Here is a 26,833-nt window from a genome sequence, read left to right as displayed (position 1 = left end):
CCGTTTGCCTCAGATATAGCGCACCGAGAGGATTTCGTAACTGCGCTGTCCGCCCGGCGTGCGCACTTCGACGCTGTCGCCCTCGTCCTTGCCGATCAAGGCCCGCGCGAGCGGCGATTTGATGTTCAAAAGGCCACGCTCGAGATCGGCCTCATATTCGCCGACGATCTGGTAGGTGCGCTCTTCCTCGGTTTCCTCGTCCACCAGCGTCACGGTGGCGCCAAACTTGACCGAGCCCGAGAGCTTCACGGTGTCAATCACCTCGGCGCGCCCGAGGATCGCCTCGAGTTCCTTGATCCGGCCCTCGACAAAGCTCTGCTTTTCGCGCGCGGCGTGGTATTCGGCATTCTCGGACAGATCGCCATGCTCGCGGGCCTCGGCGATCGCCTTGATCACGGCGGGGCGTTCCACCGTTTTCAGCGTCTTGAGTTCCCCGTCGAGCACATCATACCCGGCGCGAGTCATCGGTATCTTTTCCATGGAGGCCCTTGCCCTGTTTTGACTGGCTCGTTTGGTCGTTCAGAGAGGTAAATCCGCCAAGCGGCCCCGGTGTCAAGGGTCGGGGACGTTTTTCGGCATTGCTTCGCCGTTTCGGAGCCTGCAGCGTGTCGCTGCATTTGCGAAAGAATATTACTCTGCAGCGCTGCGTTACAATTGCTTCGTGTGCACAGCTAGTTTACCACAAGCGCGGTGCACGCGAGAACCGAAGGCGAAGGGAACCCGAGATGGCCGAGATCGAACGCGAGTCGATGGAATACGATGTTGTGATCGTGGGGGCCGGTCCTTCGGGCCTTTCTGCGGCGATCCGGCTCAAGCAGATCGACCCTGATCTGACCGTCGTGGTGCTGGAAAAAGGCTCCGAAGTGGGGGCGCATATTCTCTCGGGCGCTGTGCTCGATCCGCGTGGTCTCGATGCGCTGATCCCGGACTGGAAGGCGAAAGGCGCGCCGGTCACCACCGCGGTGAAGGAAGACAATTTCTACCTGCTTTCGGCGGCCGGCAAGATCTCGATCCCGCATTGGCCAATGCCGAAGCTGATGTCGAATCACGGCAATTACATCGTCTCGATGGGCAATGTCTGCCGCTGGCTCGCCGAGCAGGCCGAGGCGATGGGCGTGGAAATCTTCCCCGGCATGGCCTGTTCTGAGCTTGTCTGGGACGGCAACCGGGTGGCCGGTGTGGTGGCGGGCGAGATGGGTCTTGCCGCCGATGGCACGCCGGGGCCGAACTATGAACCCGGCATGGAACTGCGCGGCAAATATGTCTTCCTCTCGGAAGGGGTGCGCGGCTCGCTGTCGAAACAGGTGATCGAGAAGTTCGATCTTTCCGCCGGCAAATGCCCGCAGAAATTCGGCCTCGGGATGAAAGAAATCTGGGAGATCGACCCGAAGAAGCACAAGCTGGGCTCGGTCACGCATACGATGGGCTGGCCGCTCGACCATAATGCCGGTGGCGGGTCGTTCATCTATCATATTGAAAACAATCAGGTCTATATTGGCTTCGTGGTCCACCTGAACTACGAGAACCCCTATCTCTACCCCTATATGGAGTTCCAGCGCTTCAAGCATCACCCGGTGGTGGCGCAGCTCCTTGAGGGCGGCAAGCGCGTGGCCTACGGGGCGCGGGCAATAGCGGAAGGGGGATGGCAGTCGATCCCGAAACTGACCGCGCCGGGCGTGGCGCTGCTGGGCTGCTCGGCGGGCCTGGTCAACGTGCCGCGCATCAAGGGCAACCACAATGCGATGCTTTCGGGCATCGCGGCGGCCAATGCCGCGGCGGCGGCAATCAAGGCCGGGCGTGCGGGCGACGAGCTGACCGAATATGAGGCCGATCTGCGCTCTGGCCCGATCGCGAAAGACCTCAAGCCGGTGCGCAACGTCAAGCCGATCTGGTCGTGGTGGGGGATCTGGGCCTCGATGGCGCTCGGCGGGCTCGACATGTGGACCAACTCGCTCTTCGGCTTTTCCTTCTTCGGCACGCTCAAGCACAAGAAGACCGATGCCGCCCATACCGGGCTGGCGGCGAAATTCGCGCCGATCGACTACCCCAAACCCGATGGCAAACTCAGCTTTGACCGGCTGACCAATGTGAGCTTCTCCTTCACCAACCACGAGGAAAGCCAGCCCTGCCATCTGCGGCTGAAAGACCCTTCGGTGCCGATTGCGGTCAACCTCGCCAAATATGCCGAGCCTGCGCAGCGCTATTGCCCGGCAGGCGTCTATGAGGTTCTGGGCGAGGGGGCGGAGGCGAAGTTCCAGATCAACTTCCAGAACTGCGTCCACTGCAAGACCTGCGACATCAAGGACCCGTCGCAGAACATCACCTGGACCACGCCGCAGGGCGGCGACGGGCCGAATTACCCCAATATGTGAGTCTTTTATCTCACATCGACGTGTTGCGGGGGGAGCCAAGGCTCCCCCCGATTGCACTGGCCGCCCGGGGCCGCTACCCTCGGACGACCCGACGACAAGGACCCTTTCCGTGCCCTTCGCTCCCAAGCTGTTTCCCGTGCTGCGCCTGTTCCCCGCCTCTGCCGCTGCCTGCGCCCTTGTGGCCGGGGTGCTGACGCTCGCGCCCCCCGCGCAGGCGCAAGAGGATGGCGGGGCCTATCTGGCGGGCCGCGCGGCCCTTCTGGACAATGATTTCGCGGCGGCTTCGGTCTATTACGACCGTCTTCTGCAGAGCTTTGGTGGCGATAAGCAGGTGCAGGAAGGGGCGATCTTCGCCCATGTCGCGCAAGGCGAGATCGACGCGGCGCGCAAGCTCGCGCAGGCGATCATTGCCGCCTCTGACGGCAAGCCAACGCAGGTTGCGGTGCTGGTGGCGCTTGCCGAAACCGCCCAGGAGGGCCGGTTTGACGACGGGCTGAAACTGCTCGATGGCGGCGCCGATGCCGGGCAGCTTGTGGGCGGGCTCTACCGCGCCTGGGCGCTGATGGGCGCGGGGCAGGTGTCCGAGGCGATGCAGGCCTTCGACACGGTGGCCAAGATCGACGGCCTGCAGGGCTTCGCGGGCTATCACCGCGCGCTCGCGCTCGCGCTCGTGGGCGATTACGAGGGGGCCGAGGCGATCTTCTCGGGGGCGAATGCGAGCCTTTACAACGGCACCCGGCGCGGCGTGCTGGCGCATCTGGAGATCCTCTCGCAGCTCGAACGCAACGACGATGCGCTCAAGCTGCTCGACGAGAGCTTTGGCGCCAAGCTCGATGCGGAACTGGCCGGGCTCAAGGTCCGGCTGGAAGCGGGCGAGACGCTGCCTTTCACCGCCATTGGCTCGGCGCGCGACGGGGTGGCGGAACTCTACTTCTCCGTGGCGCAGGCGCTCAATGCCGATTCCGTGGCGGGCTTCTCGCTTTTGCATGCGCGGCTTGCGCTCTGGCTGCGGCCCGATCATGGCGATGCGGCGCTCCTGACCGGGGTGATCCTCGAGAATGTGCAGCAATATGACCTCGCGATTGCCGCCTATGAACTGGTGCGCCCCGAGAACCCCGCTTTCGCCGCCGCACAGCTCGGCCGGGCCGAGGCGATGGTGGCGGCAGACCGCTCCGATGCTGCAATCGAGGTGCTGGAACAGCTGAGCCAGAGCGCGCCCGGCGAGATTGGCGTCTGGTCGTCGCTTGGCGATAACCTGCGCCGCACCGAACGCTATGCCGAAGCCGCCAAGGCCTATGACAAGGCGATCGCGCTGGCGGGCACGCCCAAGCCCTCGGATTGGGGGCTGTGGTATGCCCGCGCCATCGCGCAGGAGCGCTCCGGCCAGTGGCCGGAGGCGGAAAAGGGCTTCCGCAAGGCGCTTGAGCTGAACCCCGGCCAGCCCGCGGTGCTCAACTACCTCGGCTATTCCTACGTTGAAAAACGCGAGAACCTGAAAGAAGCGCTGGAGATGATCCAGCAGGCCGTGGCGAGCCGCCCGGATGACGGATACATCACCGACAGCCTTGGCTGGGCCTATTATCGCCTTGGCCGGTATGAGGAGGCCGTTGCGCAAATGGAGCGCGCGGTTGAGCTCAAGCCTACCGATGCGCTCCTCAACGACCATCTGGGGGATGTCTATTGGGCCGTCGGGCGCAAGCGTGAGGCGGAGTTCCAGTGGCATCGGGCGCTCAATTTTGGCCCGGCGCCGGATCTCGATCTCGACCGGGTGCGCCGCAAGCTTGAGGCCGGGCTCGATGTTGTGCTGAAAGAAGAGGGGGCGGCCCCGCTCCGGTCTGATCATGCCGGAAATTGAGGTTTTTGCCCCCGCCAAGGTGAATCTGGCGCTGCATGTCACGGGCCAGCGCGCCGATGGATACCACCTGCTCGACAGCCTCGTGGCCTTTGCGCCTGCGGGAGACCGGCTGCGCTTTGCGCCTGCCGAGGCAATGGTGCTCAAGGTCTCCGGGCCGGAAGCGCGGGGGGTGCCCGAGGGGCCGGAAAACCTCGTGCTCAAGGCGGCGGCGCTTTACGGCCCCGGCCCCGCGGCGGCGATCCATCTCGACAAATGCCTCCCCGCAGCTTCGGGGATCGGGGGCGGTTCCTCGGATGCAGCGGCGGCTTTGCGGGCCATGGCGCGGCTGCGCGCCGTGCCGCTGGCGACGGGCCCTGCGGTGGTCAACCTCGGGGCGGATGTGCCGATGTGCCTTGATCCGCGCCCCGCGCGCACGCGCGGCATCGGCGAAGAGCTGACCCCGGTCAGGCTGCCGCCGCTGCCCGCGGTGCTGGTCAATCCGCGCGTCGAGGTGGCCACGCCCGCGGTGTTCAAGGCGCTCGTCTGCAAGGACAATGCGCCGATGGACGAGATCCCGGCCTTTGCCGATGCGGCGGCCTGCATCGCGTGGCTCGCGCGTCAGCGCAACGACCTGCAAGCCCCGGCAGTGGCCCTGGCCCCGGTGATTGCCGAGGTGCTGGCCGCGCTCGAAGCCTTGCCCGGCTGCCTTCTGGCGCGCATGTCGGGCTCTGGGGCGACCTGCTTTGGCCTTTTTGAGAGTGACGCGGCAGCGGCCGCGGCGCAGGAACGGCTTGCCACCACCACCCCCGCGTGGTGGAGCGCGCATGGCCCGCTTGGCGATCAGGCCGAAGCGGCGGCGCCGCGCTTTATCTGAGCGCGGCGAGAAATCCCAGATAGCCCGTCAGCGTGCCCACAAGCACGAGGCCGAAGGGGAATTTGCGGTGCCCCCAGCTCGCCCAGTCCGGCGTTGCGGCCCGCACCGCCGGGATCGCGCGGGCGATCCGGTGCGTGGCAAAGGCCGAGAGCACGCAGGCCTGCAGCAAGATGAGGGCCAGCATCACATGATTTGGCGCGGTGGCAAAGAAGGGCGCCGCGGCGGTGGCAAATTTGACATCGCCCATGCCAACGCCCGCCGCAATGTTGAGCAAGAGCCCGATGCCGAGCAGCACCGGCAGGTTTACCCAGCGCCAGGCCCAGACATCGAGCGGCAGCACCAAAAAACCCACCACGGCGAAAACGGCAACCAGCGCCAGCACCGCCGCATTGCGGATTTTCATGAACTTCAGATCCGTAAAGACGACCCAGGCGCAGATCGGCGTCACCGCGAGAAGCAGCACCAGCGCGGCGGCGGATTGGCTCAGCCCCAGCATCGGCCCTACCCCTGCTTGCCGGCGTCGAGCGCCTCAAGCGCGCGCGCGGCCTCCTCGAAATAGACCGGCGAGGTGTCGACGGCATCTTGCAAGAGCCCCTTGCCGATCGACACATCGCCCTTCTTGATCGCCGAAAGCCCGGCTGTGTAGAGCAGCTTTGCGCGCTCGGTCTGGGTCATCTCGACCACCGGCAGATCGTATTTGTGCTGCGCGGCGCGCGCCATCACGAGGTTGTTCTTGGTGGTGAAATTCGAGGCGTCATAGGTCAGCGCCTCGGCAAAGAGCTTCTCGGCGCCTGCGGCGTCGCCGCGCGAGAGCTTGGAAAAGCCCCAGTTGTTGAGCACGCCCGCAGGCTGCGTGGTGAGGCCCACGGCGGTCTCGTAGAAACTGTCGGCCTTCTTCCAGTTCTGCTCGCTGTCGGCCACCATCGCCTCGAGCTTGTAACGCTCGAAGCTCTCATGCGTTGGCGGAATTGTATTGAGCGTGGCCTTGGCGCCATCCCAGTCATTGGCGCGGACCTGCGTTTCCGCGAGCGCGACCTTGTCATCGGCGGTCGCCCCGGGCATGCCCACCACCTTGGTCCAGACCGCCACGGCCTTGGTGGGATCGCCCGCCCGCACCAGCGATTTGGCAAGCCCGCGTTGCAGGTCGATCCGGTCGGGGTTCTCGTTCGTCGAGCGGGTGAAATAGCTCACCGCCTCGCGCGGATCGCCCACCGTCAGCATGATGTCGGAAAGGTTCGTCGCATCAACGGCATTGACGGAATCGAGGGCGGCGTTCACCTCTGCCTTGTCGCTGCCCATGCAGCCAGCAAGCGCAAGCGCCCCTCCCAAAAGGGCTGCGGAGAAGATCGTGTGGCGCATGTTTTCTGCGTCCTTTGCTCGTGCCTCATTGCTCGGTCAGCAGCAGGTATTCCCCCACCCCGCGCCGCACGAGCTTGAACGGTCTGTCCTGCGGAGGATCATAGTCGGGCTTTTCCGATTTTGCGAGCGCGTGGCGCAGGTTTTGCCGGATCGCGTCGGATTCGCCACTGTCGAGCCCGTAGGCGATCTGGAACACCCGCGCCGCCTCGGCGGGCTTGTTCTGCTCCATCAGCACCACGCCAAGGTTGTTCCACGCGGGCACGAAGCGGGGGTCCTTTTCGGTGGCGCGTTGCAGCATCTGCTCTGCCTGACCAAGACGGCCGAGTTTCAGATCCGCCGAGCCGATTGCCGAGAGCACATCGGCGGTTGCCCCCTGCTGGCCTGCGGCCCGGTAATAGGCCTTCAGCGCGAGTTCATATTCTCCCGCCGCCATCAGCCTGTGGCCGACGATCAGCCCGTCGACCCCTTCCCCCGCCGCATTGCCCGGCGCATAGGGGCTCCCCTTCGACGCACCAAGGCCGCCTGACGAACAGGCGGCCAGCAGGCAGATCAGCACGGCGCCGGTGATGCGCGGGAGCATGGATTACAATTGGCTCATCGACTGGAAGTTCACCATCATATCATGGATCGAGGGGCCGACAAGAATGATCAGGAGCGGCGGCACGGTGAACATCATCGTGCCAAGTGTCATCTTGACCGGGATCTTGTTGGCCGCTTCCTCGGCGCGCATGATCCGCTTGTCGCGCATGTCGGCGGCATAGAGGCGCAGCGCTTCGGCGATCGAGGTGCCGAATTGCTGCGACTGGATCATCACGGTGACGAAGGAAGCCACATCGGGCACGCCCGAGCGCTCGGCAAAGGCGCGCAGCACCGAGGGCTTGTCCATGCCCGCCTTGATCTCATGGGAAACGGTTTCGAATTCTTCCGCGAGCGCAGGGTAGGAAGAAACGAGTTCCTTGGAAACGCGGATGATCCCCTGATCGAGCGACAGGCCCGCCTCAACGCAGACAAGCAGCATGTCGAGCGCATCGGGGAAGCCGTTGGCGATCTCGGCGGTGCGGGCGGTGACACGTTTGTTCACCCAGTATTTGGGGGCGTAATAGCCCAGCACCGCAGGCATCAAGATCGCCACCACGGTGACTGTCGAGTCGAGCGGGATCTCGTTTGTTGCATTGTGAAAGGCGACATAGGCGAGCCCGAGCCCCAGAAACGCAATGGCGAGCGCAAACTGGATCGCGTGGAAGGTGCGCACGGCATTGGCGCCGCGATAGCCCGCCTTTTGCAGCCATTTCCGGCTCTCCGACATTTCTTCCTTGTTCTTCGGTTCAAGGAAGTCGGCGAATTTCTCCAGCTTGTCGTTGCCGCCGCCGTAGCGCAGCCGCTGCGGCCCCGCCCCTCCCGGTGCCGCCCCGCCTTTGCCTGCCCCTTGCGCGCGGATCGCGGCGCGCAGCTTGTCGATCGGGTCTTCGCGCTTTTTCAGAAGTGCGGGCAGGGCGGCGAGCACCATCAGCGCCGCAAGGGCGCCGAGCGCAATCATCGGGCCCATTGGCCCCAAAAGCTTGGTGAGGGCGTCGGCGATGGCAGCAATGGACATGAGAGCCTCCTCAGACCTTGATCGTCGTCATGATCTTCATGAACAGCATGTTGCAGCCCAAAAGCGTGAAGGCGACGATGGCAGCGGGCACGAAAGCCGGGGTCTCCTTGACCGCGTCGTAATAATCGGGCGAGACGACCATGATCGTGACCAGCACCGCGATCGGAAAGCCCGAGAGGAACACGCCAGACCATTTCGGCTCGGCGGTGATCGCCCGCACCCGGCGGAACAGGCGAAACCGCGCCCGGATCACTTTCGCAAGGCCATCGAGCACTTCGGCAAGGTTGCCGCCCGATGTTTGCTGGATCGACACGGCGACGGCGAGAAAGCGCAGATCCTGCATGTCGAGCCGCTCGGCCAGATCGCGCAGGCAGTCAACGACGTTGCGCCCATAGGCGGCCTCATCGGCGATGATGCCGAATTCGGTGCCGAGCGGGTCGGGAATTTCTTTCGCGACGGCCTGAATGGCAGAGGAGAACGGATGGCCCACCCGCAACGAGCGCACCATCAGCTCGACCGCATCGGAAAGCTGTTCTTCCGCCATTTTCAGGCGCTTGTTGGCCTTGCCATTGACCCAGAAATAGACCCCGCCCACGCCCATCACGATCGCCAGCACCACCCGCACGGGCGGCGAGGCTTGCGTGCCAAGCGTCAGCCCCAGAAAGGCAAAAACGCTCACGAGCCCCATCACCCCGATCAGCGCCGTGGGCGAAAAGGCGATATTGGCCTTTTGCGCCTTTGAGGCGAGCAGCGCATAGACCGGGATGCCCTGCGCATTCATGTGCTGCGTGGCTTCCTTGCGGAGCTGTTCCAGCACCTGATCGCGCCGCTGGCCCTTGTCGAGCATCTCGAGGCGGCGGTTGACCCTTTTGTTGAGCGAGATCGACTTGCCGAAGACCAGCAGATAGATGCCCTCGACCAGCAAAAGCACCGCAACGAAGATCAGCGCATAGATGATGGGGGTCGGAGAGATGGGCATCGGTCTCAGTCCTGCACGGGTTCATAGATCGCGGCGGGCAGGTCATAGCCCCATTGCCGGAACCGGTCCGAGTAATGGCTGCGCACGCCCGTTGCGGTGAAACGGCCGATGATCTTGCCATCGGGGGCAAGGCCAAGCCGTTCGTAGCGGAAGATTTCCTGCATCGAGATCACATCCCCCTCCATGCCGGTGATCTCGGTGATCGAGACCATCCGGCGCGAGCCGTCTTGCAGGCGCGAGGCCTGCACGATCAGGTTCACAGCCGAGGCGATCTGGCTGCGCACCGCCTTGAGCGGCATCTCGATCCCGGCCATGGCGACCATGTTCTCCAGGCGGCTGATGCCGTCGCGCGCGTTGTTGGCGTGGATTGTCGTCATCGAGCCGTCGTGGCCGGTGTTCATCGCCTGCAGCATGTCGATGACCTCTTCGCCGCGGGTCTCGCCGACGATGATCCGGTCCGGGCGCATCCGCAGGGCGTTGCGCAAGCAATCGCGCTGGGTGACGGCGCCCTTGCCTTCAACGTTGGGCGGGCGGCTCTCCATCCGGCCCACATGGGTCTGCTGGAGCTGAAGTTCGGCGGTGTCTTCGATCGTCAAAATGCGCTCGGAGTTGTCGATGAAGCTCGAGAGCGCATTGAGCGTCGTGGTTTTCCCCGAGCCGGTCCCGCCCGAGACGATCACGTTCAGCCGGGTGGCAACGGCGGCCTGCAGATAGGCGGCCATCTCCTCGGTGAAGGCACCGAATTTGACCAGATCGTCGATCGCGAGCTTGTCTTTTTTGAATTTGCGGATCGAGACGAGCGAGCCATCCACCGCGATCGGCGGCACCATTGCGTTGAAGCGCGAGCCGTCGCGCAGCCGCGCGTCGACATAGGGGTTGGATTCATCGACACGCCGCCCCACCGCGGAGACGATCTTGTCGATGATCCGCAGCAGGTGGCGTTCGTCCTTGAAGGTGACATCGGAGAGTTCGAGCTTGCCGAACCGCTCGATGAAGATCTGGTTGGGCCCGTTGACGAGAATATCGGAGACGGTGTCGTCCTTCAGCAGCGGCTCCAGCGGGCCGAGCCCCATCACCTCGTCGTAAAGCTCCTGATGCAGGTGCTGGCGCTCGGCGCCATTGAGCGCGACCGACATCTCGCTCATTGCCTCGCTCGAGATTGCGGCAATCTCGGCTTTCAGATCTGTCTCGGAGGCATGTTCGAGCGCGGCGAGGTTGAGGTTTTCAAGGAGCCGCTTGTGCAGTTCCACCTTCAGCTCGCTCATCCGCTCCTTGCGCTTGCGCTCCTTGTCGGCATGGCCGGGCTGGGCGGGCGTGGCCGCCGCGCCGGGCATGGCGCGGCGCTGCACTTGCGGCTTGGCCGGAGCGGCACCGCCTGCCGCAAGCGGCACGGGCGGCGGCGCAGCCGCTGGCGCGCTGGCCGGGCGGGGGGCCGCAGCGGAAGCCGCAGGGGCGGTTTTCTTGTAACGCGAGAACATGCGACTTCCTCCGGAAAAAGCCTCAGGCCGTCGCGGCCTCGGCGGCGCGGTTCAGCGCGGCAATGGATTGTGCAAGCTTCTGGATTTCCTTGCGCAAAGGCGCCTTGGCCGCCGACAGCGCAAGCGGCAGGCCGTGGTCATTGGCCTGCGTCACCACCCGGCCACAATCCGAAAGCTGCACCTCAAGGGCGATCTCAAGGCTTTCGGCAAGCCGCTTCACGCGCGCCTTGCCGGTCATGTCGGTGAATTTGGGCGCACGGTTGAGAACGAAGCGCAGCTTTTCGGCGGGCAGGTTCTCGGCCTTGAGCGCGCGGATCATCCGCAGCGTGTTTTGCGCCGAGCGCATGTCGAGCTCGATCAGCGCGAAATAGAGATGGGCCTGGCTCAGCACGGTCTCGGTCCAGCTCACCACCGTGGTCGGCATATCGATCACGACAAAGTCGAATTGCGCCCGCGCCATCTCGACGATGCGGGCGATATCCTCGCCAGTGACGATGTCGAGCGGCAGCATGTCGGCGGGTGCGGTCAGCACCTGCAGCCGGTCATTGAAGCTCACCAGCGCCTGATTGAAGCTCTCTGCATCCATATGCGCGGTGTCTTGCAGCATCTCGAACACGATGTCGCGGCGCGGCAGGTCGAGATAGGTCGAGGCCGAGCCGAACTGGAAGTCGAAATCGAGCAGGCAGACGCGCGGCGGGGGCACCGGGTTCTTTTTCGATGTTTCGGGATTGGCGAGCTCCCAGGCGAGGTTGACGGCAAAGGTCGTGGCCCCGGCGCCGCCCGAAAGCCCGTGCACGGGCAACACGACCCCGTCGCGCCCGCCCCCGGCGCGTTGACTCGTTGCGGGAACCGATGGCGCGGCGAGCGGTTCGGGCGGGAGCGCCCCTTGACCAAGCCGCTCGACCGCCTCGTGCAGCGCGCCCTCAGGCAGCGGGTAAGGCACAAAATCGTCGGCGCCGAGCCGGAGCAACTGGTGCAGCGCGATGGGAGAGACCTCTTCGGCGATCAAGATCACCCGGATTCCCTTTTCCTTTGCGGTGGTGATGATGCCGGAGATGCGCGCGAGATCGCCCTCGTCATCGCTGTCGACGGCAATGGCGACAAAATCGAGAAGTTCGGCATCTGGCTGGTTGAGGAAGATCACCGCATCTTCGAACGTCAGATCCCCCCAGCTTTCGCCCAGCTCCGCTTCCATGTCCTCGATCAGTAGATCGAAGTTGGAGACATCGCGCGAGACCGTGCAGGCCACGATCGGCGCCGGCTCGGGAGATAGAATGGGGGCTGCACTCATTGCCTCGGTCCTTTGTTACAGTGGTGGACCGGACCCGTGATCCGGGCATCGGCCGCCACCCGGCACGACTCACAAGACGTGCCTTTTGCTTGCGCCAAGGTCGCGGCCAATCTGGGCGACATTGGGGCCGGAATGTTCAAATTGTGGGGTAAGGTGAGACGATCAGGCCCGCGCGGGGCGTTTCGGCGCCGATCGCTCGGCATGTCCCGCGCTGGCCCTTGGGGCCAGCGCGGCCCGGTCCGGGGGCTTTACTGGCCGCCGCCGCCGCCGTTGCCGACGGTGCCGATATCTGCAGCCTGCACCGAGGTCGCGGCGCGGATATATTCCCGGAAGATCAGATCGGCATATTTGCCGTTGAGATATTGCGGCTCGCGCTTGAGCAGCCCGGTCACTTCCGTCACCGTACGGCGGTTTTGCTCATTGGGCTCGGGGGTGTAAACGAGCGGCTGCGTCTTGCCATAGGAGACGACCGCCTCAAGCCGTGCGCGCGAAATCCCCTGACCGGTCAGGAAGGCGACCACCGCCTTGGCCCGGCGCAGGCCGAGCGCCTTGTTGTAGGCATCCGAGCCGACAAGGTCGGTATGGCCATAAACGCGGAACTTCACCTCGGGGAACTGCTTGATCCAGTTCGCCTGTTGCACGAGCGCGGCCTGGGCCGCCCCGTCGAGCACCGCCGAGTTGAAGGCGAAATTGACCGTGTTGGGCACATCGGCGGCAAATTTGCGGGTCAGGCTGATGACGAGGTCACGTTGCCCGGTCATCATCAGCGTGTTGTTCATCGTGGCGTTGCCAAAGCCGCCGGTTTCGTATTCGCCGCCCACTTCGGAGCGGAACTTGTCACCGCTGCATCCGGCCAGTGCGGCCAGTGCGACGAGCGCGCCCACCAGAGCATAGCGCTGCGCGCTGTTCCGCATTCCTGCCCTCTCACGCTGCATCGCTCACTCCATCACATAGCCGTAGGAGCCGGAAAAATCCTGCCGTGCCACTTCGCCCGCGGCCCCCGAAACGGGTTTGGCGGAGGTTTTGCCAAGCAGGAACAGTTCCGATTCCGTCGGCAGGCGCACCCGGTCGGTGGGCAGCGCAAGCGCCTCACCGCGGGTCGGCGTGACCAGATGCGGCGTGACAATGATCACGAGCTCCGATTGCTGGCGCTCGAATTCGGCAGAGCGGAACAGCGCCCCAAGCACCGGCACATCACCAAGCCACGGGATCTGGCTGTTGAGGTCGTTGAAATCGTCTTGCAACAGCCCCGCGATAGCGAAGCTCTCGCCGTCGCGCATCTCGACCGTGGTCGAGGTTTCGCGGCGCTTGAACGCGTTCACGCTGAACCCGCCTGACTGCATCGTCACCGTGGTGTCGATGGCCGAGACCGCGGCGGCGATCTCAAGGTTGATCAGGTTGCCGTCCACAACGCGGGGGGTGAAGGTCATCTCCACGCCGAAGGGCTTGTATTTGATCGAAACGGTCCCGTCATCGACCACCGGGATCGGATATTCGCCACCGGCGAGGAATTTGGCTTGCTGGCCGGACAGTGCGGTCAGGTTCGGCTCGGCCAGCGTGCGCACCATGCCCTTGCTCTCAAGTGCTTCGAGCAAAACGCCAAATTCCATGTTGCCGACGGTGAAACCGAGATTGAGGTTGCCCGAAGTGCCCGAAACCGGGATCGACCCCCCGTCGAACACGCCGTCAACGGCGCCGGCGCCGGAATAGTTGCCAGTGCCCGAGGCGACGCCGGTGGCGCCCTTGCCGCTGCCCACCGTGCCGCGCATGGCGAGCGAGGAGGAGAGGTTCTTTGAAACCGAGCGCTGCATCTCTGCAAAGCGCACTTTCAGCATCACCTGCTGCGTGCCGCCCACCGTCATCAGGTTGGAGACGCGCTCACCGGCATAGCGCTTGGCCAGATCGAGCGCGCGGTCGAGCCGAGAGGTGGAGGACACCGTTCCCGAAAGCACGATCCCGTCATTGGCGGTGCGGACCTCGATGTTCTCACCGGGCAGGATTTGCTTGAGCCGTTCCTTGAACTCGCCGATGTCGGGCGTGACCTGCACCTCGACGTTCGACAGCAGCGTGCCATCGGCGCCAAGGATCGTCATGGTGGTGCGACCGGGGAGTTTGCCGAGCACGTAGATCGTCTTGTCCGACAGCGTTGTTACATCGGCGATACCGGGGTTGGCGATCGACAATTCCGAGAAGGGTTGGTCGCTTTCGACGACGACGGCACGGTTCATCGGCACATTGAGCGGGGTGCTCGAACTCCCCGAAACGACGCGCAAGGTCTCGGCGCGCAGCGGTGCGAAGGCCATGACGCCAAGCGCACAGCCCACCATGCAAGCCCGAAGAAAGCTCTTCATTTTCATTGTGATCCTGCCTCTCCGATCACGCTCTGCCGCCCGGATCTTGCGCCCGGTCCATTGGGCAGTTCGCCCGTTCAATGCTCACATTGCCCGAAACCGCGAAATTATGCAAGAATCAACCGCTTGGCACCGGGGCGGCAGCGAGGCAGGCAAAAGTGCCCCGGGTCCGGGGCACCGCTGCGGGGGACTTGGCTCAATTCTTGCAGGGGATCGGCGTCTCGACAACTTCCGTGCCGCGGCGGGTCTTGATCGTGCAGACCCTCTCGGCTTCGGCCTGAACGGCCTCCTGCACAGAGATCCCGAGCAGCTTGTTGCGGTCGATTTCGATCTGGCCAACGTCGACCGTGTCGCGCATGCCCACGAGGGCCAGTGTGAGCTGGCCGGTTGATTGTGCGAGCGTGAGCGCCGCAACCTGTTCCGGGGTCACTTCCGCGGTGACGGTGCGTGCCACCTTGGTTTCGGCGGCCCGGTCGGCATCAGAGCTTTGGTCGATGGCGATCAGCTTGAGATTGGTGTCGATCAGCTTGGTCACGGGTTGGTTGCCCACCGTCCCGGACCAATACACGTCCACCCGGTCCCCCGGTCGCAGGAAGCCCGACACCCCGGAAGAGACGTTCACCTCGATCGTGAAGGCGCGCATGTTCGGCGACAGCGCAGAGATGATGCCCGCATCGACGCCGGGGGCGGTAACTTTCTGCGCCAGCAGCGGCTCGTTGACCCCGTAGGAGCGCAGCGCCGCGCGCGGGCGCGTTTCGCCCTCCACAAAGACCGCGCGCTCGGCCTGCGGCGTGCCTTGCGGCGCGGAGGGGAACAGGAACACCCCCTCAGGAAGCTTGTCAGCCTGCACCTTCGCAATGTCCAGATCCTCGCGGGTGAAGCGTTCGCCGTATTTCAGCGGCCGGCGCAGCACCACCACATCGGTGAGCTGGGGCGTGTCGTTGCGCATCGCGGCCAGATAGTCGCGTTCGGCCTGGTATTGCGCGATCTGTTGCTGCGCCATGTAGATCGCCGCCCCGCCGAGCACGACGCCCAGAACGAGAAACACAGCAAAGAGCATCCGCATCAGTGCACCTGATCCTTTCCGGGCTCACACGAGCCCCGTTTCCGCACGGCGCGATCTCTTCTCGCGCCCTGTCACGTTCAGGAACCGGCCTCGGCAAAGGTGGAGATCACCTGTTGCTCACCGATATAGGAGGAGATCACCCCGGCCAGCGACCCGGACTGCCCCCAGATCACGCCGCCAACGATCATCCCCAGCGAGACGATCGAAGCGGTCAGCACGACCCAGTCGACGGTGACTGCGCCTTCCTCGTGGCGCAGCCGTGCGCCCCAGACTTTTCTGAAATCGAACCCTGTCACGGTCATCGTCCCTGATCTGACACCTCACTCAGCTCCCATGTTTACGCCTGAAGGCGGCGCAATTACGGCGGAAAGTGGTGAAATTCTCGTTTCATGGGCGCAAAGCGAAAGGCCGCCCGAAGGGGCGGCCCGGATGGCGAAGTGACCTGCGTCACGCGAATGGTCAGTTGCTGCCCGAGGTGGTTTCGCTCGAGTCGAAGGTGCTCTTGACCTCGGCGCTGGACACATAGGTGTCGATCTTGCCGGTCAGCTTGCCGGTGCTCGAACGCACGAGGGTGAGCGCGGCGGCGCCGAGGCCCACGACGGCGGCGGTCAGCACGACCCAGTCAACGGTCACGGCGCCGTCTTCTTCGGTGCGGATTTTGCGGGCGATTTTGAAGAATTTCATCTGGTCTCTCCTGAATGTCGGGCTTCTGAGTTCCGGGGCTCCGCGGTGCTGCCAGCTCTGACCTTGGCCCATTGCCTCGCGGGATGTCCCTGTTATCGCGGGGAATCGTGGCTCGATTGGGGCGGTTTCGGTGTTTCTTCGGGGCATGTGCCGGCGGCCTTGGTCGTGCCGGGCCAATGGCAAAAGGCCGCCCGGTCGGGCGGCCTTCGGAAGGTGGCATCTGCGCTTGGGATCAGTTGCTGCCCGAAGCGGTTTCGCTCGCGTCGAAGGTGCTCTTGACCTCGGCGCTGGACACATAGGTGTCGATCTTGCCGGTCAGCTTGCCGGTGCTCGAACGCACGAGGGTGAGCGCGGCGGCGCCGAGGCCGACGACGGCGGCGGTCAGCACGACCCAGTCAACGGTCACGGCGCCGTCTTCTTCGGTGCGGATCTTGCGGGCGATTTTGAAGAATTTCATCTGGTCTCTCCTGAATGTCGGGCTTCTGAGTTCCGGGGCTCCGCGGTGCTGCCAGCTCTGACCTTGGCCCATTGCCTCGCGGGATGCCCTCTTTTTCCTGCCCAAACGTGGCGGGAATGGGGCGCGTCAGCGGAATTTTCAGGAATCGTTAGGCCCGGATCAAATGCGCCATGGCCATTGAAATATAACGGTTTTCTTTGTTCGTTCGGGAGGTTTGCGGCAAATTTTGTCCCGGTTTGCCGGTGTTGCCCCGGGGTCTTGCGGTGGGTGGCCCGCCCCGGCGCCCGGCGTTGGTGCCACACTGGCCGGGCAATATCGCCGCGCAACGCCCGGATCGCGTGTTTTTCTTTGGAGTCGTGGCGGTTTTCGCGGATAACGGAGAAAACGGGCACAAGACCCGCCATAGAGCAGTCAACAACCAGAACGGACAGGCGCCGATGCGGCGGATATGGGCATTCACTCTTGCGGCCTCTGCGGCCCTTGTGGCGCTGCCGGGTGCGGCTTTTGCCGATGCCGGGCCGACAGTGCATCATTTTACCCCAAAACGGGTTTTGCCACCGAAAAAGGGCCAGACCCGGTTTTTGACGATTCAGATCGACCCCGAGGAGCAGATGCGCGAGCTTGCGGCGCAGGCGGCCAAGCCTTTCGCGCCGCTCACCGCCACGCCCCCGCCGCAGACCGCCAGCGCGAGCGGCATCGGTGGCGGACGGACGCAGGACGGCGCCTCGGCGAATTACGCCTGGTATTGGAACGCGGTTTCGCCCGCGCTCGGGGATCGCGCCGGTCGGTTCCAGAAAGCGATTGATGCGCTGGCCGCGGGGCCGGGCGGCCAAAGCGTGCGTGCGCCGCGGCTCGACCATCTGCAAGCGATCGCGCTGACCCATGGCCGGGAGATCCTTGCCGCGACGATCGGCACCGAGGTCTCGCCCGCGCTGGTGCTTGCCGTGATCTCGACCGAGTCGGGGGGGCGTGCCGATGCTGTTTCGCATTCGGGGGCGGTCGGGCTGATGCAGCTCATTCCCGCAACGGCGGACCGGTTCGCGGTCAATGACAGCACCGATCCGGGGCAGAACATCAAGGGCGGCGTTGCCTATCTGAACTGGCTGATGAAGGAATTTGACCGCGATCCGCTGATGGTGATTGCCGCCTATAACGCCGGAGAAAATGCCGTGAAAGGCGCGGGAGGCGTGCCCCCCTATGCCGAGACACGCGATTATGTGCCCAAGGTGCTTGCCGCGTGGCAAGTGGCGCGCGGGCTTTGCCTGAGCCCGCCGGAGCTTGTGACCGACGGCTGTGTTTTCGCGGTGAAAGGGTAGGGATGGGCGTGCCGAAACCGCTGGTGCTTGATGTCGATGGCACGTTTTTGCGCACCGACCTGCTCTATGAGGGGGTTTGGGCCGGGCTCGGGCGCGACCCGCTGACCACGCTCGGCATTGTCGCGGCGCATTTTTCCAACCCGGCGGCGCTGAAGGCGAAGCTTGCGGCCGCGGTGCCGCTTCGCACCGATCTGATGCCGGTGAACCCGGCGGTGGCAGAGGTGGCGGTCAATGCGCTCGCCGAGGGGCGCGAGGTTTGCCTTGCGTCGGCCTCTGACCGGTCTCTGGTGGCGCCGCTTGCGGCGCAGCACGGGCTTTCGCCGCATGTTTTTGCCAGCGATGGCCGCGTGAACCTGAAGGGAAGCGCCAAGGCCGGAGCGCTCGTTGCGGCCTTCGGGCCGCGCGGCTTTCTTTATGCGGGCAACGAATCCACCGATATGGCGGTCTGGTCGCATGCCGAGACGGCCATTGTGGTGGGCAAGGTGTCCGAGGCCGCGGCGCTGCCCGCGCGTGGCATTGGCGTGGTGGAGTTGCCCGGCGGCTGGGCGCCGCGCGCGCTCTGGACCGCGATCCGACCGCATCAATGGGTCAAGAACGTGCTCTTGCTTTTGCCGATGATCGCCGCGCACCGGTTCGATCTGGCGACGCTGGTGCCGATCCTCCTGGGGATGATCGCCTTCTCCCTCGCGGCCTCCGCGATCTATATCGTCAACGATCTGCTCGACCTTGAGGCAGACCGGCTGCACCCGACCAAATGCCGCCGCCCCCTTGCCTCCGGCGCGGTGCCGATCAAGATCGGCATGATCGCCTGTGTGGCGCTGGCGCTCGTTGCCCTCGGTATCGCGGCGGCGCTCAACGCGGGCTTTCTTGGCATCGTTGCGCTCTACATGCTCACCTCGCTTGCCTATTCGCTCAAGCTCAAGCGGATGCGCTGGGTCGATATTGCGACGCTGGCAAGCCTTTACACGATCCGCGTGGTCGCGGGGGCGGCGGCCGGGGGGGTGGATGTTTCAATCTATATGCTGATCTTCATCTTCCCGGTGTTCATCGCCTTGGGCTGTGTCAAGCGGCTCACAGAGCTGACATTCGCCAAGAATGACGAACGCCTCCCCGGGCGCGGTTATGGCCGCCCCGACCGGGGGGACCTGCTCAATGTCGCGGGGCTGGGTGTGTTTGGCGCGCTTTTGATCTTCTTTCTCTATTCCGTCTCCGATCAGGGCCGCGCGCTCTACCCCGACACATGGCTTTTGTGGCTGGCGATGGTGCCGATGGGCTGGTGGCTCATCCGCATGGTGATGCTGGGCTGGTTCGGCAAGCAGGATTACGACCCGATCGTTTTCGCCCTCAGGGACAAGTTCGGCCTCGGGTTCCTGATGCTGACCCTGAGCCTGATGTTCTGGGCGGCGGGGCTCTGGGCGCAGTGGTTCGGGGGCTGAGGGCGCGGGCCTGCCGCAAGATCCGTCATATTCGCGTCGGGCGCATCATGCTAGGATGGTGTCGTTTCCAAGGAGAATAGCCATGTCTGAGCACGGTCTTCCCTGCTGGTTCGAGCTTTCCGTCCCCGATCTGGACGCCGCGCAGGAATTCTACGCGCCGCTGATGGGCTGGGCATGGTCGAGCGCGGGCATGGAGGGGTTTGATTATCGCCTCGCCAGCGCCGGCAAGGACATGGTGGCCGGGGGCTTTCCGCTCTCCGAATCCCCGCCCGGCACGCCGCCGAACTGGATGATCTATATTGCGGTCGAGGATTGCGACGCCACCGCGGCACGGGCGGCGGAGCTTGGCGGCAAGGTCTGGAAAGAGCCCGCCGACATTCCCGGCACCGGGCGTTTCGCCATTCTGGGCGATCCGCAGGGCGCGGTGTTTGGCGTGCTGACCCCCTTGCCGATGGACCCGCCGCCCGAGGGCGGCGCCTGGAACCAGCGCGCCACCGGTCATGGCGCCTGGCTTGAGCTGATGTCGTCTGATCCACGCGCCAGCCTGGAGTTCTATCGCAAGCTCTTTGACTGGCGCCGCGATGCGGATTTCGACATTGGGCCTTTGGGGCAATATTACGTCTTTGCCCATCGCGGCGTGCAGATTGGCGGCATGATGGGGCTCGGCCCGGCGCCGGTCTCCAACTGGCTCGCCTATTTCGGTGTGACCGCGCTCGATCCGGCCATTGCGCAGGTGAAGGCCGCCGGCGGCGCGCTTCTCAACGGCCCTGTGGAGGTGCCCGGCCCCGCCTTTATCGCCACGCTGCGCGACCCGCAGGGGGCGCATTTCGCGCTTGTCGCGCCCAAACGCTAGGGCAAACCGTCTCGGAGGCTTTTCCTTGCAGGGCGTGCGCGCTAAAGAGCGTCAAGCCCTGAAAGGACAGAACCGATGACGATGGAAAAGACTTTCGACGCGCGCGAGGCCGAGCCGCGGCTCTATGCGAAATGGGAAGAGGCGGGCGCCTTCAAGGCGGGCGCCAATGCCTCGCGCCCGGAAACCTTCTGCATCATGATCCCGCCGCCGAACGTAACGGGCGCGCTCCATGTCGGCCATGCTTTCAACAACACGGTGCAGGATATTCTGATCCGCTGGCACCGGATGCGCGGCTTTGACACGCTCTGGCAGCCGGGGCAGGACCATGCGGGCATCGCCACCCAGCTGATGGTGGAAAAGGAACTGGCCAAGACCCAGCAGCCGAGCCGCGCCGAGCTGGGCCGCGAGGCGTTTTTGGAAAAGGTCTGGGAATGGAAGGGCAAATACGGCTCGACCATCATCAACCAGCTCAAACGCCTTGGCTCGTCGTGCGACTGGTCGCGCAACGCTTTCACCATGTCGGGCGCGCCGGGGGCTCCCGAGGGCGAGGAAGGCAACTTCCATGACGCGGTGATCAAGGTCTTTGTCGAGATGTATAACAAGGGGCTCATCTACCGCGGCAAGCGGCTGGTGAACTGGGACCCCCATTTCGAGACCGCGATCTCTGACCTCGAAGTCGAGAATATCGAGGTGGCGGGCCATATGTGGCACTTCAAATACCCGCTCGCCGGGGGCGCCACCTATGAATACGTCGAGAAGGACGAAGACGGGAATGTGACCTTCCGCGAGACGCGCGACTATATCTCCATCGCCACCACGCGCCCCGAGACGATGCTGGGCGATGGCGCGGTGGCGGTGCATCCGTCTGATGAACGCTATGCGCCGATTGTCGGCATGCTCTGTGAGATCCCGGTCGGGCCGAAGGAACACCGCCGCCTGATTCCGATCATCACCGATGAATACCCCGACCCGACCTTTGGCTCGGGCGCGGTGAAGATCACCGGCGCGCATGATTTCAACGACTATCAGGTCGCCAAACGCGCCGGCCTGCCGATGTATCGGCTGATGGATACCAAGGGCGCGATGCGGTCTGACGGGGCGCGCTACGAGGACTGCGCGCAGCGCGCGATGGAAATCTCGAAAGGCGCGTCCTTCACCGAAGCCGAGATCGACACGCTGAACCTGATCCCCGAAGAGCTGCGCGGGCTTGACCGGCTGGAGGCGCGCAAGGCGGTGGTCGCCCAGATCAACGCCGAAGGGCTCGCGGTGATGACCAGGGCCACGGTCAAGGACGCGGAGGGCAACGAGGTCGAGACGCTGGTTCCCTATGTCGAGAACAAGCCGATCATGCAGCCCTTTGGCGACCGCTCCAAGGTGGTGATCGAGCCGATGCTGACCGACCAATGGTATGTGGATGCCGAAAAGGTCGTTGGCCCGGCCCTTGAGGCCGTGCGCGAAGGCCGCACCAGGATCATGCCCGAAGCGGGCGAGAAGACCTACTACCACTGGCTGGAAAACATCGAGCCCTGGTGCATCTCCCGCCAGCTGTGGTGGGGGCACCAGATCCCGGTGTGGTATGCAATGGTGCCGAGCATCAAGGGGGAAGTCGGCACATGGCGGACTAGTGTCGCAAGCAACGTATCTCCATCACAAGCGGCGAAATTCCTGCGCGAGCATAGCTTCGATGAAGATGCACTTGGCGGCATTCTCACCGAAGGAGGTTTGCTCATACAGCAGTTCTGTGCGGCCTCTGTTGAGGAAGTGAAAGAAAAGATTTCAGAAGTCTGGCAGAGCCGCGCTGGCGTTCGTCCAGCAAGACTAGTTGAGGTCGCCTCGAAGCCGCACGGTTGGCCGTTGGAAGACCCCGCATCAGATGGATACTTCCACATCCCCTTCTGGCGCGACCCGGATGTGCTCGACACCTGGTTCTCCTCGGGTCTCTGGCCTATCGGCACGCTGGGCTGGCCGAACTGGGACGAGACGACCTCGAAATATTTCCCGACCGATGTGCTGGTGACGGGCTTCGACATCCTGTTCTTCTGGGTGGCGCGGATGATGATGATGCAGCTGGCGGTGACGGGCAAAATCCCGTTCCACACCGTTTACCTGCACCAGCTCGTGCGCGACGAGAAGGGCAAGAAAATGTCCAAGACCGCGGGCAATGTGATCGACCCGCTGGAAATCATTGATGAATACGGCGCCGATGCGCTGCGCTTCACCAATGCCTCGATGGCGGCGATTGGCGGCGTGCTGAAGCTCTCGAAAGACCGCATCGCGGGCTATCGCAACTTTGGCACCAAGATCTGGAACGCCACCCGCTTTGCCGAGATGAACGGCGTGTTCGAGGGCCCCGCCGCCGCGGGCGTGCCCGTGGCCAGCCACACCGTGAACAAATGGATCATCGGTGAGACCGCGAAAGTGCGCGAAACCGTGGATGCGGCGTTTGAAAGCTACCGCTTCAACGATGCGGCAAACGCGCTTTACGCCTTTGTCTGGGGCAAGGTCTGCGACTGGTATGTCGAATTCGCCAAGCCGCTCTTTGACACCGAACACGCCGCGGAAACCCGCGCCACGATGCGCTGGGTGCTCGATCAGGCCTATATCCTGCTCCACCCGATCATGCCCTTCATCACCGAAGAGCTTTGGGGGCTGACCGGGGATCGCGCGAAGATGCTCGTCCATGCCGACTGGCCGGGCTATGGCGCGGAACTTGTCGATACGGACGCCGACCGCGAGATGAACTGGGTGATCGGGCTGATCGAGGAGATCCGCTCAAGCCGGGCGCAGATGGGCGTGCCGGTGGCGGCAAAGCTGCCGATGACGCTGGCCGAGGCCGATGCGGCCGCGCGCACAGCGCTTGCGCAAAACGAGGCGTTGATCTTGCGGCTCGCGCGGATCGAGGCAATCACCGAGGGCGCCGTTGCCAAGGGCTCGATCTCGATCCCGGCGCCGGGCGCGCTGTTCGGGCTGCCGCTCGAAGGGGTGATTGACGTGGCCGCCGAGAAGGCGCGGCTTTCGAAAGCGCTCGCCAAGGTGGAGAAGGAAGCCGCCGGGCTGAAGGCGCGGTTTGCGAACCCGAAATTCGTGGCGAATGCCGCGGAAGAGGTGATCGAGGAGGCGCGCGCCAATCTTGCCGCGCGCGCGGAAGAGGCCGAAAAGATCGGCGCGGCGCTCAAGCGGCTCGCGGAACTGGGCTGACGGGGAAGGGGGGCGCTGCCCCCCTCTTGCCCGTTCCGGGCAATTCACCCCCCGGGATATTTAAGCAAAGTCGAAGGGGGCTTCGGGTGCGGCTGCGCCGTGCGGATCAGACCGCGCGGTCGAGTTTTGTGCTCAGATGGATGAGGCTTTCGGAGCTTTTCACCCCCTGCATCTCGCCGACCTGATCGAGCACATTGTCGAGTTGCGCGGTGGAGTTGGCCGCGACTTGCAACAGCAGATCAATGCGCCCCGAGGTGGTGGAGATCCGCTCCACCTCGGGAATGCCCTTCAACCGGCTGAGGATCGCGGGCTGGGCGCGCGGCTCGATCATCAGCAAAACCGTGGCCCGAAGGCGCCCCGCGCGCGCCGCCTCGCCCAGTTTGACCGTGTATCCGGCGATGACGCCCGTGACCTCAAGCCGCTCCAGCCGCGCCTGCACCGTTGAGCGCGCGACCTTGAGCCGGCGCGCCAGCGTGGCGAGCGACATTCGCGCATCGCCCGAAAGCAGGCCAAGGATCGCCTTGTCGAGATCATCCATGAGCGCACCCGCAGTTTGACCGAATTTTTCGTCATTATAACGAGTTTTTGGCGCATTTCTACTCTTTAGATCGGTGGAAATGTGCCCCATATCGCGCAGTCTGAGAAGACAGGAAAAGGGCGGCTCATCCGCACCTGGCCTGGTTGGTTGAAACGCTGTAAGCGTCTCCCGACCCGTGAAGCCGGGGCAAGAGGTGGCTGCAATTCTGTTGGCGAGGAGAAGCCGATGGGACTGTCGAAGACGATCTGGGCGAATCCGTCCGAAATCATCCGCACGAAACGCCCTGATCACCCGGTGCTCGTGTTTTCCCCCGAAGTCCTGCAAACGACCGCGCGCCGGTTCCTGCGCGGCTTTCCGGGGCTGGTCACCTATGCGGTGAAATCGAACCCCGACGAGATGGTGATCGAAAACCTCGTTGCTGCCGGGATCCGCGGCTTTGATGTGGCCTCGCCCGCCGAGATCGACATGATCCGCCGCATCGCACCGCGCGCGGCGCTGCATTACCACAACCCGGTGCGCGGGCGCGACGAGATCGCCCATGCCGTGCGCGCCGGGGTGAAAACCTGGTCGGTCGATTCGCGCTCCGAGCTGGAAAAGCTGATCGAGATGGTGCCCGCCGAGGGCTGTGAGATTTCGGTGCGCTTCACGCTGCCGGTGCGGGGGGCGGCCTATGACTTTGGCACGAAATTCGGCGCCACGCCGGTGCTGGCGGCGGAGCTGCTCGCGCGGGCCGCGGGCGCGGGGTTCATGCCCTCGCTTACCTTCCATCCGGGCACGCAATGCACGGACCCGATGGCATGGGGCGCCTATATCCGCACCGCGGCGGAGATCTGCCGTTTGGCGGATGTGCCGGCGCGCCGGCTCAACGTCGGCGGGGGCTTCCCGAACCATCGCACCCGCGGCCCGGCACCGGCGCTCGAAGAGATCTTTTCGCTGATCGACCGCGTTGCGACCGAGGCTTTCGGCGCCGCGCGCCCGGCGCTTGTGTGCGAACCCGGCCGCGGCCTTGTGGGCGATGCCTTCACCCATATCACCCGCGTCAAGGCGCTGCGCGATGACAGCCATGTCTTTCTCAATGATGGTGTTTATGGCGGGCTCGCCGAATTGCCGCTGATTGGCAATATCGAGCGGCTCGAAGTGAGGGCGCCGTGCGGCGCGCCGCGCACCGGCGCGGCGGTGAACCGCATCGTCTTTGGCCCGACCTGTGATTCCGTTGATCGGCTGCCGGGGGAGATTGCGCTTCCGGGCACGCTCGAGGAAGGCGATTTCCTCGTGTTTCATGGCATGGGCGCCTATTCCTCGGCCACCAACACCCGCTTCAACGGTTTTGGTCAGCTTGAAATTCTCACCGCGCTCTCGCTGCGCGGCTGAACGCTCTGCAGACGCACCTGGCGAAAACGCAACATTCTTTCGTGAGCTGCGACAATCTGGCGCAAATGTAATTGAGAGTTAACGGCCTTGCCCTATCGTTTTCAGGGTGAGGCCGTTTTCAATGACGAGTGTGCCATGATCGGATTGCTCCATCGCCTGATCGGACGCTTGCGGCAGGAAGATGCCGATGACAGCGTCGAGACCCCGACGATCCGCCGCAGGGAGCGGGGGCCCGTGGACCATGTTGTCTTGCTGGACGGCACGCTCGGCTCGCTCAACCCGATCCGGCGCACCTCGATCGGGCTGCTCTATCTTTACCTGCGCCGCACCGTCCCGCGCGCCTCGCTTTATTACGGCAAGGGGCTGAAATATCGCGAATGGCGCGACGTGAAGGATATCTGGCTGGGCTGGGGCGTGGAGATGCAGATCATGCGCGCCTATGGCTGGCTTGCGATGCGCTACCGCCCCGGAGACAGAATCTTTTTGCTGGGTTATTCGCGCGGGGCCTTTGCCGCGCGTTCGCTCGCCGGGTTGATCGACCGGGTGGGGCTGCTGCGCAGCAGCGAGGCCACCGAACGCAATGTGCTTCAGGCGTGGCGGCATTACGAGTCGGAGGCGTCGCCGCAGGCCTTCCGCAGCCAGTATTGCCACGCGGAAACGCGGATCGAGATGGTCGGCGTCTTTGACACTGTGGCGGCGCTGGGGCCGCGCTTTCCCTTCCGCTCGGCGCGGAGCGCGCTTCGGGTGCGGTTTCATGACCACACGCTCGGGCCGAGCGTGCGGCACGGCTATCAGGCGCTTGCGCTGCATGAAACGCGCCGGGTGCTTGCCCCGCTCGTGTGGGACCGCGCCGAGACCGGGGCGCACCGGATCGAGCAGGTCTGGTTTCGCGGCTGCCATGCCGATATTGGCGGCCAGCTTGCCGGCGCGGAGCGCTCCCGCCCGCTTGCCAATATTCCGCTTGTGTGGATGATGGAGCGGGCCGAAGGGGTGGGGCTTGAATTGCCGTTCAACTGGCGCGCCGACTTCCCCTGCGATGCCTCCGCCCCCTCGATCGGCAGCTGGTCTGGCTGGGGGAAAACCTCGATCTGGCGCGCGCCGCGGGTGGCGCACCGCTGTATCTCCGAGCGCATCCACGAGACGGCGCTCACCGTGCGCCGCGAATGGTGGCTGAAAATCCGTCCTGACCCCGACGTGCCGGGGGAGCGGCTTCAACCGGGGGCGGCCATCACCAGACATGTCGCCGTGCCAAGGGCGTAAACCTTGCCATCCGGCCCGCGAATTTCCCCGCGCGACACGCCGGTGGAGCGCCCGATATGCTCCAGCCTTCCCTCTGCGGTGATCTCCTGGCCCGGCGGTATCGCCCGCAACATGTTGATCTTGAGGTCCAGAGTGGTCTGGATCTGGCCGGGCTGGAGCCCGGTGATCACGGCGCAGGTGAGGCAAGTGTCCAGCAGCACGCCATACCAGCCACCATGCACGCCACCAAAGGCGTTGGTATGCGCATGGCCCGGAACGCCGGTCAGCACCACGCGCCCCGGCTCCACCGCGCTGATCCAGTAATTGCAGCCGCGTGCGAAGGTGGTGGAGGGCACCTCGCCCGCCATCATCTTGCGCATGTAGTCGAGCCCCGAGAGCTTGCCGATTTCGGAAAGCGGCAAGAAATCCTCGGGAGTTTCCGCATATCTCTGTTTCGTCATGGTTCCCCCTCGGATGATCCTGCCGCGCGCGGGTCCATGCGAAAAGGGGGCCGAGGCCCCCTTGAGACGTTCCGTTACGTCA

25 protein-coding genes are annotated in these 26,833 nt (G+C 64.4%); 9 read left to right on the top strand and 16 right to left on the bottom strand.

Annotation, left to right across the window (positions count from 1 at the left end; all coding sequences use genetic code 11):
- Window positions 1-9: 9 nt before the first annotated feature.
- Entirely contained in the window at window positions 10-480 is a 471-nt protein-coding gene (greA, locus tag ACFSM0_RS10560) for a transcription elongation factor GreA (protein WP_377390106.1), read from the bottom strand.
- Between the two features lie 245 nt (window positions 481-725).
- Between greA and ACFSM0_RS10555 the strand changes: the two genes are divergently transcribed.
- From ACFSM0_RS10555 to ACFSM0_RS10545, 3 genes are all read left to right on the top strand, one after another.
- Complete coding sequence (locus ACFSM0_RS10555; protein ID WP_377390104.1) at window positions 726-2,372, top strand: electron transfer flavoprotein-ubiquinone oxidoreductase; 1,647 nt, start codon at window positions 726-728, stop codon at window positions 2,370-2,372.
- 109 nt (window positions 2,373-2,481) lie between these two features.
- Window positions 2,482-4,227, top strand: a complete 1,746-nt coding sequence (locus ACFSM0_RS10550) for a tetratricopeptide repeat protein (protein WP_377390102.1) — start codon at window positions 2,482-2,484, stop codon at window positions 4,225-4,227.
- Window positions 4,214-5,080 carry a 4-(cytidine 5'-diphospho)-2-C-methyl-D-erythritol kinase gene (locus ACFSM0_RS10545; protein WP_377390100.1) on the top strand — a complete coding sequence of 289 codons (867 nt, stop codon included), beginning with the start codon at window positions 4,214-4,216 and terminating at the stop codon, window positions 5,078-5,080. Before ACFSM0_RS10550 ends, ACFSM0_RS10545 begins: the two co-directional genes overlap by 14 nt.
- Here ACFSM0_RS10545 and ACFSM0_RS10540 read toward each other — a convergent pair.
- The 13 genes from ACFSM0_RS10540 to ACFSM0_RS10480 all read right to left on the bottom strand — a co-directional run bounded on the left by ACFSM0_RS10540 (window position 5,073) and on the right by ACFSM0_RS10480 (window position 16,339).
- On the bottom strand, window positions 5,073-5,576 hold the full coding sequence (locus ACFSM0_RS10540) for a hypothetical protein (RefSeq protein WP_377390098.1): 504 nt from the start codon (window positions 5,574-5,576) through the stop codon (window positions 5,073-5,075). The two genes, ACFSM0_RS10545 and ACFSM0_RS10540, sit on opposite strands and share 8 nt — an antisense overlap.
- Window positions 5,577-5,581: 5 nt before the next feature.
- The gene (locus ACFSM0_RS10535; protein ID WP_377390096.1) at window positions 5,582-6,439 is read right to left on the bottom strand and encodes a tetratricopeptide repeat protein; all 858 of its coding nucleotides are present in this window, start codon (window positions 6,437-6,439) and stop codon (window positions 5,582-5,584) included.
- Between the two features lie 25 nt (window positions 6,440-6,464).
- On the bottom strand, window positions 6,465-7,019 hold the full coding sequence (locus ACFSM0_RS10530) for a tetratricopeptide repeat protein (RefSeq protein ID WP_377390094.1): 555 nt from the start codon (window positions 7,017-7,019) through the stop codon (window positions 6,465-6,467).
- A gap of 3 nt (window positions 7,020-7,022) precedes the next feature.
- Window positions 7,023-8,033 (bottom strand): type II secretion system F family protein, encoded by a 1,011-nt coding sequence (locus ACFSM0_RS10525; protein ID WP_377390092.1) that lies wholly within the window; start codon window positions 8,031-8,033, stop codon window positions 7,023-7,025.
- A 10-nt stretch (window positions 8,034-8,043) separates the two neighbouring features.
- Window positions 8,044-9,012 carry a type II secretion system F family protein gene (locus tag ACFSM0_RS10520; RefSeq protein ID WP_377390090.1) on the bottom strand — a complete coding sequence of 323 codons (969 nt, stop codon included), beginning with the start codon at window positions 9,010-9,012 and terminating at the stop codon, window positions 8,044-8,046.
- Between the two features lie 5 nt (window positions 9,013-9,017).
- Complete coding sequence (locus tag ACFSM0_RS10515; RefSeq protein ID WP_377390088.1) at window positions 9,018-10,490, bottom strand: CpaF family protein; 1,473 nt, start codon at window positions 10,488-10,490, stop codon at window positions 9,018-9,020.
- A 22-nt stretch (window positions 10,491-10,512) separates the two neighbouring features.
- The gene (locus ACFSM0_RS10510) at window positions 10,513-11,781 is read right to left on the bottom strand and encodes a CpaE/TadZ family protein (protein WP_377390086.1); all 1,269 of its coding nucleotides are present in this window, start codon (window positions 11,779-11,781) and stop codon (window positions 10,513-10,515) included.
- 248 nt (window positions 11,782-12,029) lie between these two features.
- The gene (locus ACFSM0_RS10505; RefSeq protein WP_377390084.1) at window positions 12,030-12,695 is read right to left on the bottom strand and encodes an OmpA family protein; all 666 of its coding nucleotides are present in this window, start codon (window positions 12,693-12,695) and stop codon (window positions 12,030-12,032) included.
- 24 nt (window positions 12,696-12,719) lie between these two features.
- Complete coding sequence (locus ACFSM0_RS10500; RefSeq protein ID WP_377390082.1) at window positions 12,720-14,138, bottom strand: type II and III secretion system protein family protein; 1,419 nt, start codon at window positions 14,136-14,138, stop codon at window positions 12,720-12,722.
- 190 nt (window positions 14,139-14,328) lie between these two features.
- Window positions 14,329-15,198 (bottom strand): Flp pilus assembly protein CpaB, encoded by an 870-nt coding sequence (cpaB, locus tag ACFSM0_RS10495; protein WP_377390080.1) that lies wholly within the window; start codon window positions 15,196-15,198, stop codon window positions 14,329-14,331.
- Window positions 15,199-15,275: 77 nt separating this feature from the next.
- Window positions 15,276-15,500, bottom strand: a complete 225-nt coding sequence (locus tag ACFSM0_RS10490) for a pilus assembly protein (protein WP_377390078.1) — start codon at window positions 15,498-15,500, stop codon at window positions 15,276-15,278.
- Between the two features lie 157 nt (window positions 15,501-15,657).
- Window positions 15,658-15,882, bottom strand: a complete 225-nt coding sequence (locus tag ACFSM0_RS10485; RefSeq protein ID WP_377390076.1) for a hypothetical protein — start codon at window positions 15,880-15,882, stop codon at window positions 15,658-15,660.
- A 232-nt stretch (window positions 15,883-16,114) separates the two neighbouring features.
- Window positions 16,115-16,339: a hypothetical protein gene (locus tag ACFSM0_RS10480; protein WP_377390074.1), complete on the bottom strand. Its 225-nt coding sequence runs from the start codon at window positions 16,337-16,339 to the stop codon at window positions 16,115-16,117.
- 437 nt (window positions 16,340-16,776) lie between these two features.
- On the opposite strand from ACFSM0_RS10480, the gene ACFSM0_RS10475 reads away from it, so the two are divergent.
- The 4 genes from ACFSM0_RS10475 to ACFSM0_RS10460 all read left to right on the top strand — a co-directional run bounded on the left by ACFSM0_RS10475 (window position 16,777) and on the right by ACFSM0_RS10460 (window position 23,142).
- Window positions 16,777-17,655 carry a lytic transglycosylase domain-containing protein gene (locus ACFSM0_RS10475; protein WP_377390072.1) on the top strand — a complete coding sequence of 293 codons (879 nt, stop codon included), beginning with the start codon at window positions 16,777-16,779 and terminating at the stop codon, window positions 17,653-17,655.
- Between the two features lie 2 nt (window positions 17,656-17,657).
- On the top strand, window positions 17,658-19,091 hold the full coding sequence (locus tag ACFSM0_RS10470; RefSeq protein WP_377390070.1) for a UbiA family prenyltransferase: 1,434 nt from the start codon (window positions 17,658-17,660) through the stop codon (window positions 19,089-19,091).
- Window positions 19,092-19,173: 82 nt separating this feature from the next.
- Entirely contained in the window at window positions 19,174-19,944 is a 771-nt protein-coding gene (locus ACFSM0_RS10465; RefSeq protein ID WP_377390068.1) for a VOC family protein, read from the top strand.
- A 75-nt stretch (window positions 19,945-20,019) separates the two neighbouring features.
- On the top strand, window positions 20,020-23,142 hold the full coding sequence (locus tag ACFSM0_RS10460) for a valine--tRNA ligase (RefSeq protein WP_377390066.1): 3,123 nt from the start codon (window positions 20,020-20,022) through the stop codon (window positions 23,140-23,142).
- A 106-nt stretch (window positions 23,143-23,248) separates the two neighbouring features.
- Here ACFSM0_RS10460 and ACFSM0_RS10455 read toward each other — a convergent pair whose 3' ends face one another.
- Window positions 23,249-23,680, bottom strand: a complete 432-nt coding sequence (locus ACFSM0_RS10455) for an Lrp/AsnC family transcriptional regulator (RefSeq protein WP_377390064.1) — start codon at window positions 23,678-23,680, stop codon at window positions 23,249-23,251.
- 225 nt (window positions 23,681-23,905) lie between these two features.
- On the opposite strand from ACFSM0_RS10455, the gene ACFSM0_RS10450 reads away from it, so the two are divergent.
- Together ACFSM0_RS10450 and ACFSM0_RS10445 are read left to right on the top strand one after the other, a co-directional pair.
- Window positions 23,906-25,051 (top strand): type III PLP-dependent enzyme, encoded by a 1,146-nt coding sequence (locus ACFSM0_RS10450; protein ID WP_377390062.1) that lies wholly within the window; start codon window positions 23,906-23,908, stop codon window positions 25,049-25,051.
- Between the two features lie 135 nt (window positions 25,052-25,186).
- Complete coding sequence (locus ACFSM0_RS10445; protein ID WP_377390060.1) at window positions 25,187-26,311, top strand: DUF2235 domain-containing protein; 1,125 nt, start codon at window positions 25,187-25,189, stop codon at window positions 26,309-26,311.
- Here the strand turns inward: ACFSM0_RS10445 and ACFSM0_RS10440 are convergent.
- Complete coding sequence (locus ACFSM0_RS10440) at window positions 26,263-26,751, bottom strand: PaaI family thioesterase (RefSeq protein WP_377390058.1); 489 nt, start codon at window positions 26,749-26,751, stop codon at window positions 26,263-26,265. The two genes, ACFSM0_RS10445 and ACFSM0_RS10440, sit on opposite strands and share 49 nt — an antisense overlap.
- Window positions 26,752-26,833 lie beyond the last annotated feature (82 nt).

The sequence above is a fragment of the Rhodobacter lacus genome (assembly GCF_042683065.1).
Lineage (GTDB): Bacteria > Pseudomonadota > Alphaproteobacteria > Rhodobacterales > Rhodobacteraceae > Rhodobacter > Rhodobacter lacus.
The sequence above is the reverse complement of the archived record's forward strand: the minus strand, read 5'-3'. Positions and strand labels throughout refer to the sequence as shown.